Raw genomic sequence first — 15,861 nt, 5'->3', positions numbered from 1 at the left:
AACGTTGCAGGGATGCTGACAGCAAGCGTGGATGGCCCGCGTCAACGGCGGTCGAACCACACCGTCTGCGCGTTGACGAATTCGCGGATACCGAAGTGCGACAGCTCGCGGCCGAAGCCACTCTTCTTCACGCCGCCGATCGGCACGCGCGGATCGGAGGCCGAGAAGCCGTTGACGAACACGCCGCCGGTCTGCAGCCGGCGCGCCAGCTGCATCGCACGGGCGTGGTCGCCCGTCCACAGATTGCCGCTGAGCCCGAACTCGCTCTGGTTGGCCAGCTCCACCGCATGGTCGGCATCGCGCGCACGGCTGATCGACGCCACCGGCCCGAAGGTCTCAGTGTCGAAGGCCTGCATTCCCGGCTCGACGCCGGCCAGCACGGTGGGGGCGTAGAAGCTGCCCGGGCGATCAAGCTGCTTGCCGCCCACCAGCAGCTGCGCACCGGCCTCGACCGAGGCGCGCACCTGCGCATCAAGCTGTTCAAGCAGGTCCTGGCGGGCCATCGGGCCGATCCGGTTGTCGGCTTCGCGGCCATCGCCGACGGTCAGCGCCTGCACCCGCTCGCAGAACAACGCCACGAAGCGCTCGTACACCGGCTCTTCGACGATGATGCGCTTGCCGGCAATGCACACCTGCCCGGTGTTCTGGAAGCGCGAGGCGACGGCGGCATCGACTGCGGCGTCCAGGTCGGCGTCGGCCAGCACGATGAACGGATCCGAGCCACCCAGCTCGAGCACCACTTTCTTCAGCGCCTGTCCAGCCTGCGCGGCGATGCTGCGCCCGGCGGCGACGCTGCCGGTCAGGGTCACCGCCGCGATACGGTCATCGGCGATGGCGGCGCTGGTGCCCTCACGGCTGATGTTGGCAGCGATGAAGGTGCCCTCCGGCAGGCCCGCATCGCGCCACGCAGCGGCGAGCAGCCCGGCGGTGCCGACGATGTTTTCGGCCGGCTTCAGCAGGAAGCCGTTGCCGCCCATGAGGATCGGCACGGCCGCGCGCATCACCTGCCAGTACGGGAAGTTCCACGGCATGATGCCCAGCACCACGCCCAGCGGCAGGTAGGAGACATAGGCCTTGTTGTCGGCCACCGCGGTCGGCTCATCGCGCAGGAACGCCGCACCGTTTTCGGCGTACCAGTCACACAACACCGCGCACTTCTCGATCTCGGCCAACGACTCGGCGTGGACCTTGCCCATCTCGGCGGTGGCCAGCGCGGCCAGGGGTTCACGGTCGCGGCGCAGCACGGCTGCCATCGCACGCAGCACGCCCGCGCGCTGTTCGAGTGACTGCGCACTCCAGGCAGCAAAGCCCGCCTGGCCGCGATCAAGGATCGCTTCCAGTTCGGCGGCAGTGGCGAAGGGGTGGCTGGCGATCTGCTGGCCGGTGGCCGGGTCGCGGGAAATGGCAGCGGGGGCTGCGGGGGAAGCGGACATGCAGGTCTCCTGTTGTCTCGACAACGGGCGGCTGCCCGTTTCCTGACAAGGAATGTGGACCCGATCGGCGGAGGCAACAAGGCGTCTGTTTATCCTGTGACCTGCACTTACCTGCCTGAATGGGGTGGGGTTCCCGGCAGGGCTGCGCCCTGCACCCGCAGAGGCAACAGCAACAACGGAAGCAACAGCAACAGCGGCATTCCGTGGGATGGCGGGGTGGGTCCGGCTGCAGGGGACGCTGCAAGTACGTCCATGTAAGCTCGGTCGCGCCATCCATGGCGCTCACGCCCCCGCAACCGGACCCACCCCGCCTTCGACAGATTCCCGCGGCTGTTGGTAGGTGTCGACCTTGGTCGACACAGTAGATCCACGCCACGCGTGGATGAATTTCCATCGAGATCGACTATCTCGAATTGAAATCGAAAAGCATCCACGCATGGCGTGGATCTACTCGATCGCGGCACTCCGACACCGCCCCGCCAAACCCCTTACCTGCGCGGCAGGTAGGTCACCAGGGACAGGTCGTGCCGGCTCTCCGGTACCAACGCCACGTACTGCAGGTCCAGCAGTCCACGCGTGGGATGGTTCAGCTTCTTGGCACCTTCGTCGAAACGACGGACATCGTGCTCTGGCCACCATTGGCGGAACTGCTCGCTGTGCGTGCCGATATCCTCGGCCAGCGCTAGGAACGGCGCCTTGTCCGGTGCCTGCGCCATCGCCGCGCGGAAGCTGGCCAGCAGACCTCGGGTCATTTCTTCCCAGTTGAGGATCAGCGTGCGGTACGGCGGATACAGGAACATCAGCCGCAGCGTATTGCGCTCATGCGGCGCCAACTGACCGTAGTCGACAAACAGATCGGCGATGGCCGGGTTCCAGGCCAGGATGTCGAAGCGGGTATTGCGCACGTATGCCGGGATCGGCTGCATTGCCTCCACCAGCTGGCGCAGGCCGTCGGTCACCGTTTCGTCGGGGAACTCCAGCGGCACCCCGTAGCCGGACAGCGCGAACGCGTAGGCGCGCTCGTCGTCGCTCATCCGCAGCACCTGCGCCAGGCGCTCCAGCACCTCGGGCGAGGCGCGCACTTCGCGGCCCTGCTCGATCCAAGTGTACCAGCTGACGCTGACCCCGATCGCCAGCGCGACTTCCTCGCGCTTCAGGCCCGGCGTGCGCCTGCGCCCCGCTGGCAGGCCCAGTGTTGCTGGCTCGACCCGCGCGCGGCAGGCCTTGAGAAAGCCACCCAGTTCCTTGCGTTCGGCTTCACTGCGCATCATCACCCTGCCCTGCAGGTTTCAACGGCATTGCGGGACGCCGATGACGTCCCGCAACGCAGGGCCCGGGCAGCGGACGGTACCGCTGTCGCCGGGCACGCATCAGGCATCGATGCGCTTGGAGCCGACCGCCAGGCCGGCCTTCAGGCTGGCCTCGACGAATTCATCCAGATCGCCGTCGAGCACCTTCTGCGTATCCGAACGCTCGATGCCGGTGCGCAGGTCCTTGATACGGCTCTGGTCGAGCACGTAGTTGCGGATCTGGCTGCCCCAGCCGATGTCGGACTTGGTGGCTTCCACCGCATCACGCTCGGCATTGCGCTTCTGGATTTCCAGCTCGTACAGCTTGGCGGCCAGCATCTTCATCGCGTTGTCGCGGTTCTGGTGCTGGCTGCGGCCGGTCTGGCAGGCCACGACCGTGTTGGTCGGGATGTGGGTGATACGCACCGCCGATTCGGTCTTGTTGACGTGCTGACCACCGGCACCGGAGGAGCGGTACACGTCGGTACGCAGATCGGCCGGATTGATGTCGATTTCGATGTTGTTGTCCACTTCCGGCGACACGAACACCGAGGTGAAGCTGGTATGGCGGCGGTTGTCCGAGTCGAACGGCGACTTGCGCACCAGGCGGTGCACACCGGTCTCGGTCTTCAGCCAGCCATAGGCGTAGTCCCCTTCCACGCGCAGCGTGGCCGACTTGATGCCCGCGACGTCGCCACCAGACACTTCCATCAGCTCGGTCTTCCAACCGCGCGATTCACACCAGCGCAGGTACATGCGCAGCAGGATCTCGGCCCAGTCCTGGGCTTCGGTACCACCGGCGCCTGCCTGGATGTCGACGAACGCCGGGGCGGTGTCCATCTGGCCGGAGAACATGCGCTGGAACTCCAGCTTCTCCACGTGCGCCTGGTGCTTGTCCAGGTCGGCCACCACGGCCAGCGCCGTGTCCTCGTCCTGCTCGGACTCGGCCAGCTCCAGCAGTTCGGTGGCGTCGCTCAGGCCTTCCAGCACCGCGGCGATGCCGCCCACGGTCTTTTCCAGGGTCGAGCGCTCGCGCCCCAGGTTCTGGGCGTACTCGGCGTTGTTCCAGACGTCGGGGCTTTCCAGCTCCCGCGTTACTTCTTCAAGACGCTCTTTCTTGGCGTCGTAGTCAAAGATACCCCCGGAGCGACAACACGCGATCGGTCAGATCGGCGATGCGCTGGCGGACAGGATTCAGTTCGATCATGTCGGCGGTCATACATTCAAAAGATGACTGCAAATGATACCGCAGGCCGGGGTGAACCGGCGCAGAAGCCGGTCCCGCCCTGCCACGCCCCTACCCGCCCAAGGCCTGCCGCAGCAGCGGCAGCTGGCGCCGGCTGCACGGCACCCGGGCCCCGTCAGCCATGTGCAGCAAGGCCTCGCCGCCATCCAGCGGCTCGATCGAGCGCAGCTGGTCACGGTTGACCAGCCAGCTGCGGTGGCTGCGCAGGAACAGAGCCGGGTCCAGCCGCGCTTCCAGCACCGCCATGGTGATCCGCAGCGGGTAGTCATGGCCGCGCACCCGCAGGTTCACGTAGTTGCCGGCGGCCTGGGCGTACTCGACGTCGGCCGTGGCCACCAGGAACTCCTTGCCCAGCTTGCGCACCAGAAAATGGTCGGGACGATCGACCGGCTCGACCGGTGGGCCCTCATCGGGGGCGGCCAGCAGGGTCGCTTCACCCTGCCGGCGACGACCGAACCAGGCCACGGCATGTACCGCCGAGACCAGCAGCGCGTAGGTCTGGATGTCCTTGAAGAACTCATAGAACCATTGCGCCGGCCAGTCACCGAAGGTGTAGCGGCTGCCAAGCACGGCGTGCGCGGCCTTGCGCAGCAGGACCATCCCACTCACGTGCAGCAGCCACCACGCGACCGCACCCAGCAGGTACGGCATCAGTCGTTGCCGCCAGGTGTCGGCGTGCAGCGGCCAACGCGAGGCGGCGCGGATCAACAACGCCAGCAGCAGCAGCGACACCAGCGCGCTGCTGAACTCGTCGATCGTCGTCGCCCTCCATTGCGAGGGCAGTCCATCGCGCGCCGTCATCATCACCTTGGCCAGCACGTTGGCCACCGCCGTCCCCAGGAACAGTACGACCCAGAACACGGCTACCTGCCGTCCTTGCCTGCTGCTGCCCATTGGTTCGCCACGCACTTGCGGGTCCTGCTGGTTGTGCTCGTCCATCACTGGATTATCGCCAACCACGGCCCCGGTGACGTACGCCATTCGTCCCCCAGCCCCCGCCATTGGGCCCTGCGGGGCATCCAGCCACCCCCTCCTGCTGGCGACACCCCGGAAGGTCTTCCATCCTGCAACGACACCAACACGGATAGCGCGATGACCCGCCGCCACGACCTCGACACCCTGCGCATCGGCGCCTTCGGACTGCTGATCCTCTACCACGTGGCCATGGCGTACGTGGCCGGATGGGACTTCCACCTCAAGAGCAGCCACACGGCCGGGTGGCTGCAGTGGCCGATGATCGCGCTGAATCGTTGGCGCATGCCGCTGCTGTTCGCCATCTCCGGCATTGCACTGGGCCTGTGCCTGCCCGCGCATGGCCGGTGGCGGTTCGCGTTGCGGCGCGGCTGGCGCCTGTTGCTGCCGCTGCTGTTCGGCGTCGTCGCGGTCGTTTCCCTACAGGCCTACTGTGAGGCGGTGGACAAGGGCGACGTAACGCCGGGGCTCGGCGCCTTCCTGTGGCGCTACTGGCAATTCCGGCCCTGGCCGGGCGCCAGCTTCAGCGGTGCCGCCTATGGCTTCACCTGGAACCACCTGTGGTACCTGGCCTATCTGATCCCCTACACGCTGCTGACGATCCTGCTGGCCAGCATGTTGCGGCCGCTACGTCAGCGCCTGCCGGATCTGCCTCTGGGCGACCGCTGGATCGCCACGCTGGGCCTGCTGCTGCCGGTGCTGTGGCTGGCGTGGGCACTGCTGGTGATCCTGCCGGAGCACCCACCGACCCATGCACTGGTCGATGACCTGTATGTCCACGCCGAATCGCTGCCCCTGTTCCTCGGTGGCTTCCTTGCGGCGCGCTGGCAGCGTGGATGGGATCTGCTGGTGCGTGGCCGGCGGTTGACCCTGGTATTGGCCGTGATCGGGCTGACTGTCGAACTGGGCATCCGCGCACTGGCCCGGATACCCGATGTTGGCGATCTGCCGGAATGGGTACTGTCGCTGCCATGGGCGCAGACCGAGCGCGTCGGCCGCGCGATGTACACCTGGTGCGCCCTGCTGGCCATCTTCGGCTGGGCGCAGGTCCTGCTTGCGCGGCCATGGCGTGGCCTGGGCTACTGCCGCGAGGCGGTCTTCAGCTGGTACATCCTGCACCAGACCGTGCTGATCGTACTGCTGTACTGGCTGCGACCGCTGCAGCTGGGCGCGTGGCTGGAGCCGCTGCTGGTGATTGTCGGCACGGTCGGCGGCTGCCTGCTGATCCACGAACTGCTGGTGCGGCGCGTGCGCTGGCTGCGGCCGCTGTTCGGGCTGCGTGCCAATCCACCAGAGTCACCGATCGCACGCGCCGCAACGGCACGGTTGTAGAGCCGAGCCCACGCTCGGCTGCTTGTGCCATGAGCCGAGCACAGGCTCGGCTCTACAGCGAAGCAGTCGAGCAAGCTCGACCCTACACGGGCGTCGAAGTGGTCAACGCACCTCGAATTCGCCGACCAGCACGGTCTCGGCACGGTCCTTCAGTCGCATCGTGACCACTTGGTCCTTCTGCTTCGGCGTGCCCCAGTGGGTGGTGAGGCGCAGCATCAGCGTCGTCGCCCCCGTGACCAGCTGCTGGCGGCTACCGAAGTAGTTCGCCTCCACCTTGTACTTGCCCGGTTTGGCGTTGCGCAGCGAGAACTGTTCCGGGCCATAGCCACCGGTGAAGTCCTGCGACATCTGCCCGCCCTGATAGGTCAGGCGGTTGCCGTAGTACGCGCGCTCACCGTTCGGGTCGGTCACCCACAGGTCCATGTCGCTGTTGTCGGCATCCCAGGCCAGTACCACGCGCAGGTCCAGCGGCATCGCCTGCAGCAGGCGCGGGTCGATGCCCTGGGTATCCAGGCGCGGCGTGCTGCCGGCCACCAGGTTGGTCAGCTCATCCAGCGCGATCAGCGCGATGCCGTCGAAACGAGCATCCCAGGGCCGCACGACCACCTGATACAACGGCGCCAGCGCCTGCTGCGGCTTGCCCGCTGCGGCCAGCGCCAGGCCCAGGTCACGGAAGCTCTGCGGTTCTTCCTCGCCCATCGCCAGCACCTGCTCGAACACCGGCACCGCCAGCGCCGGAGCGTCGGCCTGCATCAACCGGTAGCCGAGAACGCGCAGCAGATGGCGGTTGTCCAGCTCCATCTCGGCCAGGTTGGAGAGCACGCGCAGGGCAAGATCGCGCTGCCCCTGTTCGATCAGCAGATCGGCCACGTCGAGGAAGAACGCGCTGCTGTCGGCGTTCGCAGCGCGCTCGGCCAGATAGCGGTCGTACAGTTGCGACGAGGGCCCCTGGCGCAGGCGGCGGGCAACCGGCGAATCCGGCTGCCACGCAGCCAGCTTGATTCCCAGCTGCCCGTCATTGGCAGCGGCAGGCTCGGCTGCCATCGCATCGGCCGCTGCTTCCTGCATGGGCGCCGGTGCCGGTGCCGGGCGTGCGACCGAACGCTGGCGCGCAGTGGCTGCATTCAACTGCATCTCCGCTGCGGCCGGTGCCGGAGCAACCAGCATCGCTACCGGTGCCGGCGGGGCGCCGGCCGCCACCTCCAGTGCCTTCGAATCCGACTGCGGCGGTGCACCCTTCGGCCAACTGCGGTTCCACCACTGCTGGCGCTGCTGCCACTGCGTCACCACCTTGTCGAGGCGCTGGCGGTCGGCCGCATCGCGGTCTGCCACCTGACGAGCGAAGCGCTGGTCATACTCGGCGCGCAGCTTGCCCGACGGACGGATCGCATAGCGCAGGTAGTCGTCCAGGGTTTCCAGCACGATCAGCGAGGTATCCGGGCCCACCAGGCTGAACTGCTGCGACAGCCGCTGCATCGCCTCACGGTTGCTGCGTCGATCGCTCGACAACTGCTGCAGGCGCGCCTGTGCCCACAGGCCGGCCAGCAGATCACCGTCTTCGTTCTTCTGCGTCGCGGGCAGTGCCTGCCACTCGCCGCCAGCCACGCGTACCCGCATCGGCACACCTTCGGCCGCCAACCGTGCATGCAACCACAGCCAACCCTGAGCCTGGCTGCGGCGATCGATCACCACATCCTGCACGCCACGTCCGGCGTCGATCTGGACATCCAGCGGTACCGACAGCAGCTCCCGCGCGGCGGCATCGATATCGCTGCCGAGCGCCACGAAAGTACCTGCATGCGCCTCGCTCCAACCACGCAGGCGGATGGCATCGGTGCGTGCACCTGCACTGCTGATCGCGAACAGGCGCTGGTCGGCGGCCAGCGCCGGCAGTGTTTCCGGCCCGTAGGTCAGCAGGCCATCGCTGACCATCAGGTATTCCTTCACCTCCGGCTGCGGCTGCCACTGCGCCAGCGCACTGGCACCATCGGGCTGCACCGCCATCAATGCCCGGCGCAGTTCACTCCAGTCGCCGCCGCGAATACGGAAACGACGCACCTGCTCGGCACGATCACGCAGCACCGTCAGCGCGACGTTGCCTTCGCCCATCGCAGCGAAGTAGCGATCAAGCAGCGCGAACTCGCGGGTGCGATCACGCTGGCCAGCGGAGCCGGAACCATCCCACAGCAGCCCCACTTCCGACGGCACACGGCGTGGCGCGGCCGACGTCGGCACCGGCAGCTGTGCCAACAGGTAGTGACCGTCCTGCCAGCGCGCAACCTGCACCTGTGCCTTGCGCTCGGCCGGCAGCGTCCATTGCAGCTGGGTCGGCAACTGCGCGCCGCGACCTTGCCAGTGCAGGCGACCATCGGCGATGCGGAACGGCGCATCGCCCGTGTCAGCACCCTTCGGTGCCTGCACGTCCAGTTCAACGGCAGCGGCGCCAGCGACGAACTGCAGCGGCAGTGTCCAACGCCAGCCCTGTCCGGCGTATGCCAGCGGCTCGCGCACGACGAGCTGCACGCGGCGGCTGCCGCCGGCGGGCAGCGGATACACGCGCAGCCGGAACTGGTTGCCAGCGGTCTGCTCCAGCAGGCCCGGATCGACGCCACGACGGGCGATCTCCTCGAACACCTGGCGACCGCGGTCCTTGGGCACCGGCACCGCCTCGCGCAGTTCGCCATTGATGTCCAGGGCGAAGCCGGTGATCTGCTGGCCCTCGCCCAGCGGGAACTGCAGCTCACCCTCCAGCACGCGCTGATTGGGGTTGTGGAACTCCAGGGTGATCCGGGTCTGGGCGATGCCGGCCTGCACCTCACCCTCGATGCGCGCCTGTCGGAGCTGCACGGGCTGTTCCGCCGCGGGTGCGATCAGCAGCGGCGTGGACGTCATCGGCGGCGCCGGACGACGCGACGCCTGGGGCGAAGCCGGCCAGGTTGCCAAGGCCAACAGCAGTACGGTGCAGCATCGGGCGAAGACCATGACAGGACTCCAATGGGATCGTGATTGCTTGAACGCACCAGACGGAGGGATGGGGTTAACGCGATTCGATGCTGGCTCTTCGCCGCCCCTGGGCGCACCATGTGCGACTTCCCGATCCCGCGCAAGGATGCCCATGCGTTCTCCCCTGCTTCCCACCCTGCTGGCCCTGTGCTGGCCACTGGCCGCCGGCGCCGTCGACGCGCCTGCCGGGCTGTATTTCCAGCATCACGACTGGGTCCTGGCCTGCGACAACACCCGCACCTGCCGCGCGGCCGGCTATGCCAGTGGCGATGACAGCACCCTGAGCGTGCTGCTGACGCGGCAGGGTGGCCCTGATCAAGCCATCAACGGCCGCGTGTCGTTGCAGCCGATCGATGACCAGCCGCAGCCCAAGGGCGCACTGCACCTGCGCATCCAGCAGCGTGATCTCGGCGTGCTGGCGCCGGCCAAGGACACAGGTACCTATGCGCTGAGCCCGGCGCAGACCACCGCAGTGCTGTCGGCGCTGGTGCGCGATGGCGGCATCACGGTTGTCGATGCCACCGGCCATGCGTGGCCGCTGTCGGACAAGGGTGCAGCGGCTGTATTGCTGAAGGCCGACGAGTTCCAGGGCCGCGTGGGGACACCGGGCGCGGTGATGCGCAAGGGCACTGCCGCCGAAAGCAGCGTGCCGGCCGCCGTTGCCAAACCCCTGGTGCGCAAGGCAGCGACCTTGTCGACGCCGCCGGACGACCCGGCGTTTGCCAAGCTGGCCGCGTCACCGGCGCTGCGTGCAGCGCTGCGCGCCACCCTGAAAGAGCCCAGCTGCGAAGGCCTGCTCGACGCCGACCCGGATCTTCCGATCAGCAACTCACCACTGCAGATCCAGCGCCTGGATGCCAAGCATCTGCTGGTCAATGTTCCCTGCTGGCGCGCCGCCTACAACACCGGCGATGGTTACTGGGTCATCGGTGAGAAAGCGCCCTACCAGCCGCAGCGGGTGACCAGCGATGCGATCGACTACGGCGACGGGCAGATTGTCGCCTCGCACAAGGGCCGTGGTCTGGCCGACTGCGTGTCGGATGAAACGTGGACCTGGGATGGCACGCGCTTCATCGCGACCTCGGCGATCAGCGGCGGCCTGTGCCGCGGCGTTCCCGGCGGAACCTGGGAACTGCCGACGCGGGTAAGCGAGGTCCGCTGACGCCCCCCTTCTTCATGCGGGCAGGCAGTGCTCGACGATCAGCTGGATCGCGGCGCCACCTCGATAGTCATCGCAGACCAGCCGGTAGGCCAGGTGGACATGCTTGCCAGGCGCATTGCCGTGCCAGCCACCGAAATGGATCGCGTTGATCGTGCCCGGTACGCCGGGCAGGCGCAGCTCCAGCTTCAGGTGCCGCTCCTTCAGCACGCGCCAGTTGGCCACTTCGAAGTGCCCGTCGAACAACGGCTCGGGGAAGCCTTGTCCCCACGGTCCGGCCAGGCGCAGCGCATCGGCATGGCGATGATCGAGTTCGTCCGCTGCCAGCTCGCCGTCGCTGAGCACCTGCTGCTGCAGTGCCGCCGGGTCGAGCATTTCCAGCACGGTGGCGACGAAGGCGGCTTCGAAGTCGGCCAGATGATCCAGACGCATGCTCAAGCCGGCAGCCATCGCGTGACCGCCGAAGCGCTCGATCAAGCCGGGATGGCGTGCATCCACCAGCGCGAGCGCATCACGGATATGCAGGCCGGCGATCGAACGCGCCGAACCGCGCAGGGTATCGGCGCCCGGCTCGGCCGGGGCGAACGCGATCACCGGACGATGCAGGCGATCCTTCATCTTCGACGCGACCAGGCCCACCACACCTGGGTGCCAATCGGCATCGAACAGGCAGGCCGCCACCGGACGCTGCCCGGCGGTATCGAGCACCACCCGCGACAGCGCCTGTTCGGCGTCATCGGTCATCGACTGCTGCACCGCACGCCGCTCGGCGTTGATCTGCTCCAGCGTCTGCGCGATGTCGCGGGCCTGCCGCGGATCTTCGGTGAGCAGCAGCGCGATACCCAGCGCCATGTCTTCCAGCCGGCCGGCTGCGTTCAAGCGCGGGCCAAGGCCGAAGCCGATGTCGGTGGCGGTCAGTCGCGCGGCGTCGCGGCCACTGGCCTCGATCAAGGCCTTCAGGCCGACGCAGCCCTGGCCGTTGCGCAGCCGACGCAGACCCGCACTGACCAGGGCGCGGTTGTTGGCATCCAGCACCACCAGGTCGGCCACGGTGCCCACGGCCACCAGGTCCAGCAGGGTGGTCAGGTCCGGCCCCTTGCCATCGGCAAACACACCCGCTTCGCGCATCCGGCGGCGCAGCGCCATCAGCACGTAGAAGATGACGCCGACGCCGGCCAGCGACTTGCTGGGGAAGGCGTCACCGTCCAGATTCGGATCGACGATGACATCGGCCGGTGGCAGCTGCGGACCGGGCAGATGGTGATCGGTCACCAGCACCTGCCAGCCACGCGCCTTGGCCGCAGTCACGCCGGCATGGCAGGCGATGCCGTGATCGACGGTGACCAGCAGATCCGGCTGCAGCGCAGCCAGCTCGTCCACCAGCGACGGTGACAGGCCGTAGCCGTGCACCATGCGGTTGGGCACCGCGTGGAAGACATGCTGCGCGCCGAGCATGCGCAGGCCACGTACACCGACCGCGCAGGCGGTTGCGCCGTCGCAGTCGAAATCGCCGACCACCAGGATCCGCTTGTCCGCTGCAATGGCCTGGACCAACAGGTCCACGGCCGCATCGATGCCGGTCAGCAGCTCCGGCGCATGCAGGTTGCCCAGCCTGGGCAGCGCCAGTTCCGGGGTGTGCGCACCACGTGCGGCGTACAGGCGCGCCAACAGTGGCAGCGTGCCATCCGGCCAGCTACCGGGCGCAACCGCATCGCGGCGGCGGATCATCGGCGAATCAGAGGACAGCGGCGCAGCATCGGCGGCAAGGGACATCGGCATCGCCGGGTTACGGAAGACCCGCGCATGATACCCCGCTCGGCGTGTCTGGCTCTGCGCGGGCTTGGCGCAGGCGGGGTGATCGCCCATGCTTGTTCGCTTCTGAAACGGAATCCGCCATGTATCGCCCGCTGTCCGTACTGCTGGCCAGCCTGTTGCTGCCACTTGCTTCCCACGCCGGAAACACGCCGCTGGAACCCGGCATCGAGTTCGTGCACCACGACTGGTTCCTGGCCTGCGACAACACCGGCACCTGCCGCGCTGCAGGCTATGGCCCGGAACAGGCTGACAGCCTGCTGGGCCTGATGCTGGAACGCGCCGGTGGTCCCGGCACGGCGGTGAAGGCGCGGCTGCGGGTCGGTGAAGATGGCGAAAGCACAATGCCTGAAGGATCGATGCGTCTGCAGGTGAACGGCCGTGATCTGGGTCCCGTGCAGGATACCGGGGCCGACGAAGCGGTGACGCTGCGACCGACGCAGGTTGCAGCCCTGCTCGCCGCCCTGCCCGGCCAGGCCCGCATCGAGGTGATCGACAGCAAAGACGCGCGCTGGCCAATTTCCGATCGTGGCGCCGCCGCCGTGCTGTTGAAGATGGACGAGGCCCAAGGGCGCGTGGGTACGCCCGGCGCCCTGATACGGCGTGGCGCGCGTGCCGAAGCGAGCGTGCCGGCTGCGCGCGTCAAGCCTGTGATCGTGAGCGCGGCGCTGACGTCCCCGCGCTCCGGAGACAGCGCCTTGGGCAGCAGCGAAGCGCTGCGCGACGCGTTGATTGCCACGCTCGGCGACAGCGACGACTGCCCGCGCCTGATCGAGTACAAGGGAACCCCGGAAATGGTGATCGAGCGGCTGGACGAGCGCCATGTGCTGGTGCAGGCGCTGTGCCAGATGGGTGCGTACAACTACAGCAATGGTTTCTGGATCGCGCGCGACCAGCCCCCTTACGCCCCGCAGACGGTCACGCTGGAAGCAGAGGGCTTCTCGCGCGGCGAGCGCACGCTGTACGCACGCTACAAGGGCCGAGGCATCGGCGACTGCGTTTCCGGCTCGGACTGGACCTGGGATGGTCGCAGATTCCAGCCAAGCAGTGCATTCAGTACCGGCTTGTGCCGCGGCATGCCGGGCGGGCACTGGATGCTGCCGACGCTGGTCAGCGAGGTTCGCTGAGTGCGCGCATCCTCACTGTTACGCGCGCCGCTGCTGCTGGCCTCCCTCACTCTGGCCTCGGTTGCCTCGGCCGCTGAACCGCTTGGCACATCGTTCGTCGAGGGTGACGGGGTGCTGGCCTGCGACAACACCCGCACCTGCCGGCTGGCAGTCTACGGCCCGCTGGCACCGCTGATGCTGAGCGTGCTGCTCGAACGTGCCGGCGGGCCGCAGACCGCGGTCACCGCACGGCTGTCAATGGCCGAGGGCGCCGAGGACGCGCCACGTACCCCTGTGGCGGTGGCACCCGAAGGGACGTTGCGACTGCGCGTGGACGGAAGGGACCTCGGTGCAATCGGCCACAGCGAAGCGCTCGATGTTGGCCTGCAGCTGCCCGCGCACTACGTGACAGCAGTGATCGATGCACTGCTGGAGGACAGGCGCATCGAGATGAGCGACGCCCCCGGCCACGCGTGGTCACTGTCGGATCGCGGCATCCGCACGTTGCTGCTGAAGATGGACGAGGCACAAGGTCGGCTGGACACCCCGGGCGCACTGGTGCGCAAGGGCGCACAGCCGGAATCGAAGGTGCCGGCTGCAGTAGCCGCGCCACCGCTGAAGGCACCGCCCCTGCTGGTCGAAGCACATGACGACGATGGTCAGCTGGCTGAGCGGACAGATCTGCTGCAGCAACTGCAGCCGGTGGCCGCCGCGCGGAACGCCTGCGAACGGATGTCGTCGCGCCAGCTACGCATCGAACGGGTGGATGCCACCCATGTCCTTGCCATGTTGAGCTGTGCGACCGAGCAACACTTCGTCCCGGCGGGTACCTGGCTGATCCGCGACCGTCCACCGTTCGCACCCAAGCTGCTCTCGTCGACCCCGCTGTTTCCGCTCTATCCGCACGCCGTGTTCCTTGAAGAAGGGTTCGTGGCCGGTACGGATGCCTGCGATACGAGCCGGCACTGGGCGTGGGATGGAACCCGTCTGATCCTGAGCGCGGAGTTTGTCGGTCACTACTGCACCGGCCCGAGCCGCAGGCACTGGCAGTTGCCGACCTACGTCACCGACGTTCAATAGCACATCCGCCGGGCATGGCCCGGCGCTACCACCTTGCCTCAACCGTCGTGCAGCTGCCGCGGCTTCTTCCAGAACTGCCAGCGCTGGCCCTTGTCCAGCTGGAACTGCAGGCCGTCCTCGAAATCCAGTACCAAACGCTGCAGTTCACCGCGCTTGAGCGCGGCCAACAGCGGGCGGATCGCGTCGTTGCCCAGCTGCTGCAACGAACGCAGCTGGCGCAGATCGACCAGTGCATCGACCGATTGCTCGCCATCGACCGCTACGCCTGCGGCCTGGGCCAGGCCCTGCAGCAGCGCATCGCGGCTGCGCACCTGCGCATGCGGCGTGGCCACCGATACCGGCATCACGCCACCGCCCCAGAACCACAGCGAATTGATCGGCTGCTGGCCCTGCGCGGCGCGCTGCTGGTTCCACGAATGGGTATGCAGCAGCACCTGCGCTTCGGTCATCAGCGCTCGCCAGCGGCGACCCGCCTCACCCGGTGGCAGGTGCGAGAACAGGTCATCGCCCAGCACCTCGTCCGGACTGTCGAACTCCGGCAGCTCGGTGCCGATCGGCAGCCGCAGGTACCAGCGCGAAGGATCGGGTGCATCCAGCACGAAGCCTGCATCCGCAAACAGCGGCTGCAACACGGGCAACAGGGCCAACGTATCGGCCAGGCTGGGCCGCAGCGTTTCGCCGTGGCCCATCATGCGCGCGCCATGCATGTCCGGCACCATGCAGGCCGGATCGGCACGCAGCCAGCAGGCGCCGGCAGCATCGCCGACGTCACGCTGGCGGGTCAACGCGGCCACCGGCCAGTGCGGCGCGGCGACCGTGAAGTGACGCAGCAGCTGCGCCCGTTCACCGGCGTCGCCCTGCGAGGTGGTGGCGCGGCCCAGGGCACGCGCCACATCATCCGGCAATGCAGCCACCGCAAAGCGGCTGCGTGCCGGCAACAGCAGGGTCGCCGTCGCCACGGATCAGTCCTGGTAGCTGACGCTGACGATCTCGTACTCGCGCTGGCCAGCCGGCGCATCGATCACGATCGAGTCGCCTTCCAGCTTGCCGATCATCGCGCGGGCAACCGGCGAGGAAATGGCGATCAGGCCCAGTTTGATGTCCGCCTCCAGATCGCCAACGATCTGGTACTTCTTCTCTTCGTCCGATTCCACGTCGGCCAGGGTCACGCTGGCGCCGAACACCACCTTGGAGCCTGCATTGAGCTTGCTCACGTCGATGATCTCGGCGTGCGACAGCTCGCCTTCCAGCTGCTTGATGCGGCCTTCGATGAAGCCCTGTTCCTCGCGCGCGGCGTGGTACTCGGCATTCTCCTTCAGGTCGCCATGCTCGCGCGCTTCGGCGATCGCGGCGATCACCTTCGGGCGCTTGACCGACTTCAGGTGATCCAGTTCATCGCGCAGTCGCTGCGCGCCCTTCATCGTGATGG

At 67.6% G+C, this 15,861-nt stretch carries 12 protein-coding genes; 4 read left to right on the top strand and 8 right to left on the bottom strand.

Going from position 1 to position 15,861, the window contains the following annotated elements; genetic code table 11:
- Positions 1-41: 41 nt before the first annotated feature.
- From CR919_RS00515 to CR919_RS00500, 4 genes are all read right to left on the bottom strand, one after another.
- Complete coding sequence (locus tag CR919_RS00515; RefSeq protein ID WP_099818358.1) at positions 42-1,433, bottom strand: NAD-dependent succinate-semialdehyde dehydrogenase; 1,392 nt, start codon at positions 1,431-1,433, stop codon at positions 42-44.
- Positions 1,434-1,921: 488 nt separating this feature from the next.
- Positions 1,922-2,704, bottom strand: a complete 783-nt coding sequence (locus tag CR919_RS00510) for a helix-turn-helix transcriptional regulator (protein WP_099818357.1) — start codon at positions 2,702-2,704, stop codon at positions 1,922-1,924.
- A 99-nt stretch (positions 2,705-2,803) separates the two neighbouring features.
- Positions 2,804-3,929, bottom strand: a protein-coding gene (prfB, locus tag CR919_RS00505) for a peptide chain release factor 2 (protein WP_099818762.1) whose coding sequence is annotated in 2 segments (ribosomal slippage) — positions 2,804-3,853 and positions 3,855-3,929 — 1,125 coding nt in all. Because the reading frame shifts where the segments join, the coding sequence is not laid out codon by codon here.
- A 90-nt stretch (positions 3,930-4,019) separates the two neighbouring features.
- On the bottom strand, positions 4,020-4,862 hold the full coding sequence (locus tag CR919_RS00500; protein ID WP_099818761.1) for a LytTR family DNA-binding domain-containing protein: 843 nt from the start codon (positions 4,860-4,862) through the stop codon (positions 4,020-4,022).
- Between the two features lie 198 nt (positions 4,863-5,060).
- On the opposite strand from CR919_RS00500, the gene CR919_RS00495 reads away from it, so the two are divergent.
- A complete protein-coding gene (locus CR919_RS00495; RefSeq protein WP_099818356.1) occupies positions 5,061-6,272 on the top strand; it encodes an acyltransferase family protein in 1,212 nt (403 codons plus the stop codon).
- Between the two features lie 102 nt (positions 6,273-6,374).
- On the opposite strand, the gene CR919_RS00490 is transcribed toward CR919_RS00495, so the two are convergent.
- A complete protein-coding gene (locus CR919_RS00490) occupies positions 6,375-9,254 on the bottom strand; it encodes a VIT domain-containing protein (RefSeq protein WP_099818355.1) in 2,880 nt (959 codons plus the stop codon).
- Positions 9,255-9,387: 133 nt separating this feature from the next.
- On the opposite strand from CR919_RS00490, the gene CR919_RS00485 reads away from it, so the two are divergent.
- On the top strand, positions 9,388-10,437 hold the full coding sequence (locus CR919_RS00485; protein ID WP_099818354.1) for a DUF1176 domain-containing protein: 1,050 nt from the start codon (positions 9,388-9,390) through the stop codon (positions 10,435-10,437).
- A 12-nt stretch (positions 10,438-10,449) separates the two neighbouring features.
- Here the strand turns inward: CR919_RS00485 and recJ are convergent, their stop codons facing one another.
- Positions 10,450-12,207 carry a single-stranded-DNA-specific exonuclease RecJ gene (gene recJ, locus CR919_RS00480; protein WP_099818760.1) on the bottom strand — a complete coding sequence of 586 codons (1,758 nt, stop codon included), beginning with the start codon at positions 12,205-12,207 and terminating at the stop codon, positions 10,450-10,452.
- A 122-nt stretch (positions 12,208-12,329) separates the two neighbouring features.
- On the opposite strand from recJ, the gene CR919_RS00475 reads away from it, so the two are divergent.
- Both CR919_RS00475 and CR919_RS00470 read left to right on the top strand, forming a co-directional pair.
- On the top strand, positions 12,330-13,373 hold the full coding sequence (locus tag CR919_RS00475) for a DUF1176 domain-containing protein (RefSeq protein WP_099818353.1): 1,044 nt from the start codon (positions 12,330-12,332) through the stop codon (positions 13,371-13,373).
- Positions 13,374-14,432: a DUF1176 domain-containing protein gene (locus tag CR919_RS00470; RefSeq protein WP_099818352.1), complete on the top strand. Its 1,059-nt coding sequence runs from the start codon at positions 13,374-13,376 to the stop codon at positions 14,430-14,432.
- Between the two features lie 38 nt (positions 14,433-14,470).
- On the opposite strand, the gene CR919_RS00465 is transcribed toward CR919_RS00470, so the two are convergent.
- Together CR919_RS00465 and greA are read right to left on the bottom strand one after the other, a co-directional pair.
- Positions 14,471-15,391 (bottom strand): phosphoglycerate mutase, encoded by a 921-nt coding sequence (locus tag CR919_RS00465; protein WP_099818351.1) that lies wholly within the window; start codon positions 15,389-15,391, stop codon positions 14,471-14,473.
- A 3-nt stretch (positions 15,392-15,394) separates the two neighbouring features.
- Positions 15,395-15,859 (bottom strand): transcription elongation factor GreA, encoded by a 465-nt coding sequence (greA, locus tag CR919_RS00460; RefSeq protein ID WP_176022519.1) that lies wholly within the window; start codon positions 15,857-15,859, stop codon positions 15,395-15,397.
- Positions 15,860-15,861 lie beyond the last annotated feature (2 nt).

Origin of the sequence: Stenotrophomonas sp. LMG 10879, assembly GCF_002750935.1 — a bacterium.
Lineage (GTDB): Bacteria > Pseudomonadota > Gammaproteobacteria > Xanthomonadales > Xanthomonadaceae > Stenotrophomonas > Stenotrophomonas lactitubi_B.
The sequence above is the reverse complement of the archived record's forward strand: the minus strand, read 5'-3'. Positions and strand labels throughout refer to the sequence as shown.

Bases quoted from the DNA above. Each gene is read 5' to 3' on its own strand.
- CR919_RS00490 (WP_099818355.1), bottom strand. From the start codon at position 9,254: ATGGTCTTCGCCCGATGCTGCACCGTACTGCTGTTGGCCTTGGCAACC.
- CR919_RS00515 (WP_099818358.1), bottom strand. From the start codon at position 1,433: ATGTCCGCTTCCCCCGCAGCCCCCGCTGCCATTTCCCGCGACCCGGCC.
- CR919_RS00495 (WP_099818356.1), top strand. From the start codon at position 5,061: ATGACCCGCCGCCACGACCTCGACACCCTGCGCATCGGCGCCTTCGGA.
- CR919_RS00500 (WP_099818761.1), bottom strand. From the start codon at position 4,862: ATGGGCAGCAGCAGGCAAGGACGGCAGGTAGCCGTGTTCTGGGTCGTA.
- CR919_RS00510 (WP_099818357.1), bottom strand. From the start codon at position 2,704: ATGATGCGCAGTGAAGCCGAACGCAAGGAACTGGGTGGCTTTCTCAAG.
- CR919_RS00475 (WP_099818353.1), top strand. From the start codon at position 12,330: ATGTATCGCCCGCTGTCCGTACTGCTGGCCAGCCTGTTGCTGCCACTT.
- CR919_RS00485 (WP_099818354.1), top strand. From the start codon at position 9,388: ATGCGTTCTCCCCTGCTTCCCACCCTGCTGGCCCTGTGCTGGCCACTG.
- recJ (WP_099818760.1), bottom strand. From the start codon at position 12,207: ATGTCCCTTGCCGCCGATGCTGCGCCGCTGTCCTCTGATTCGCCGATG.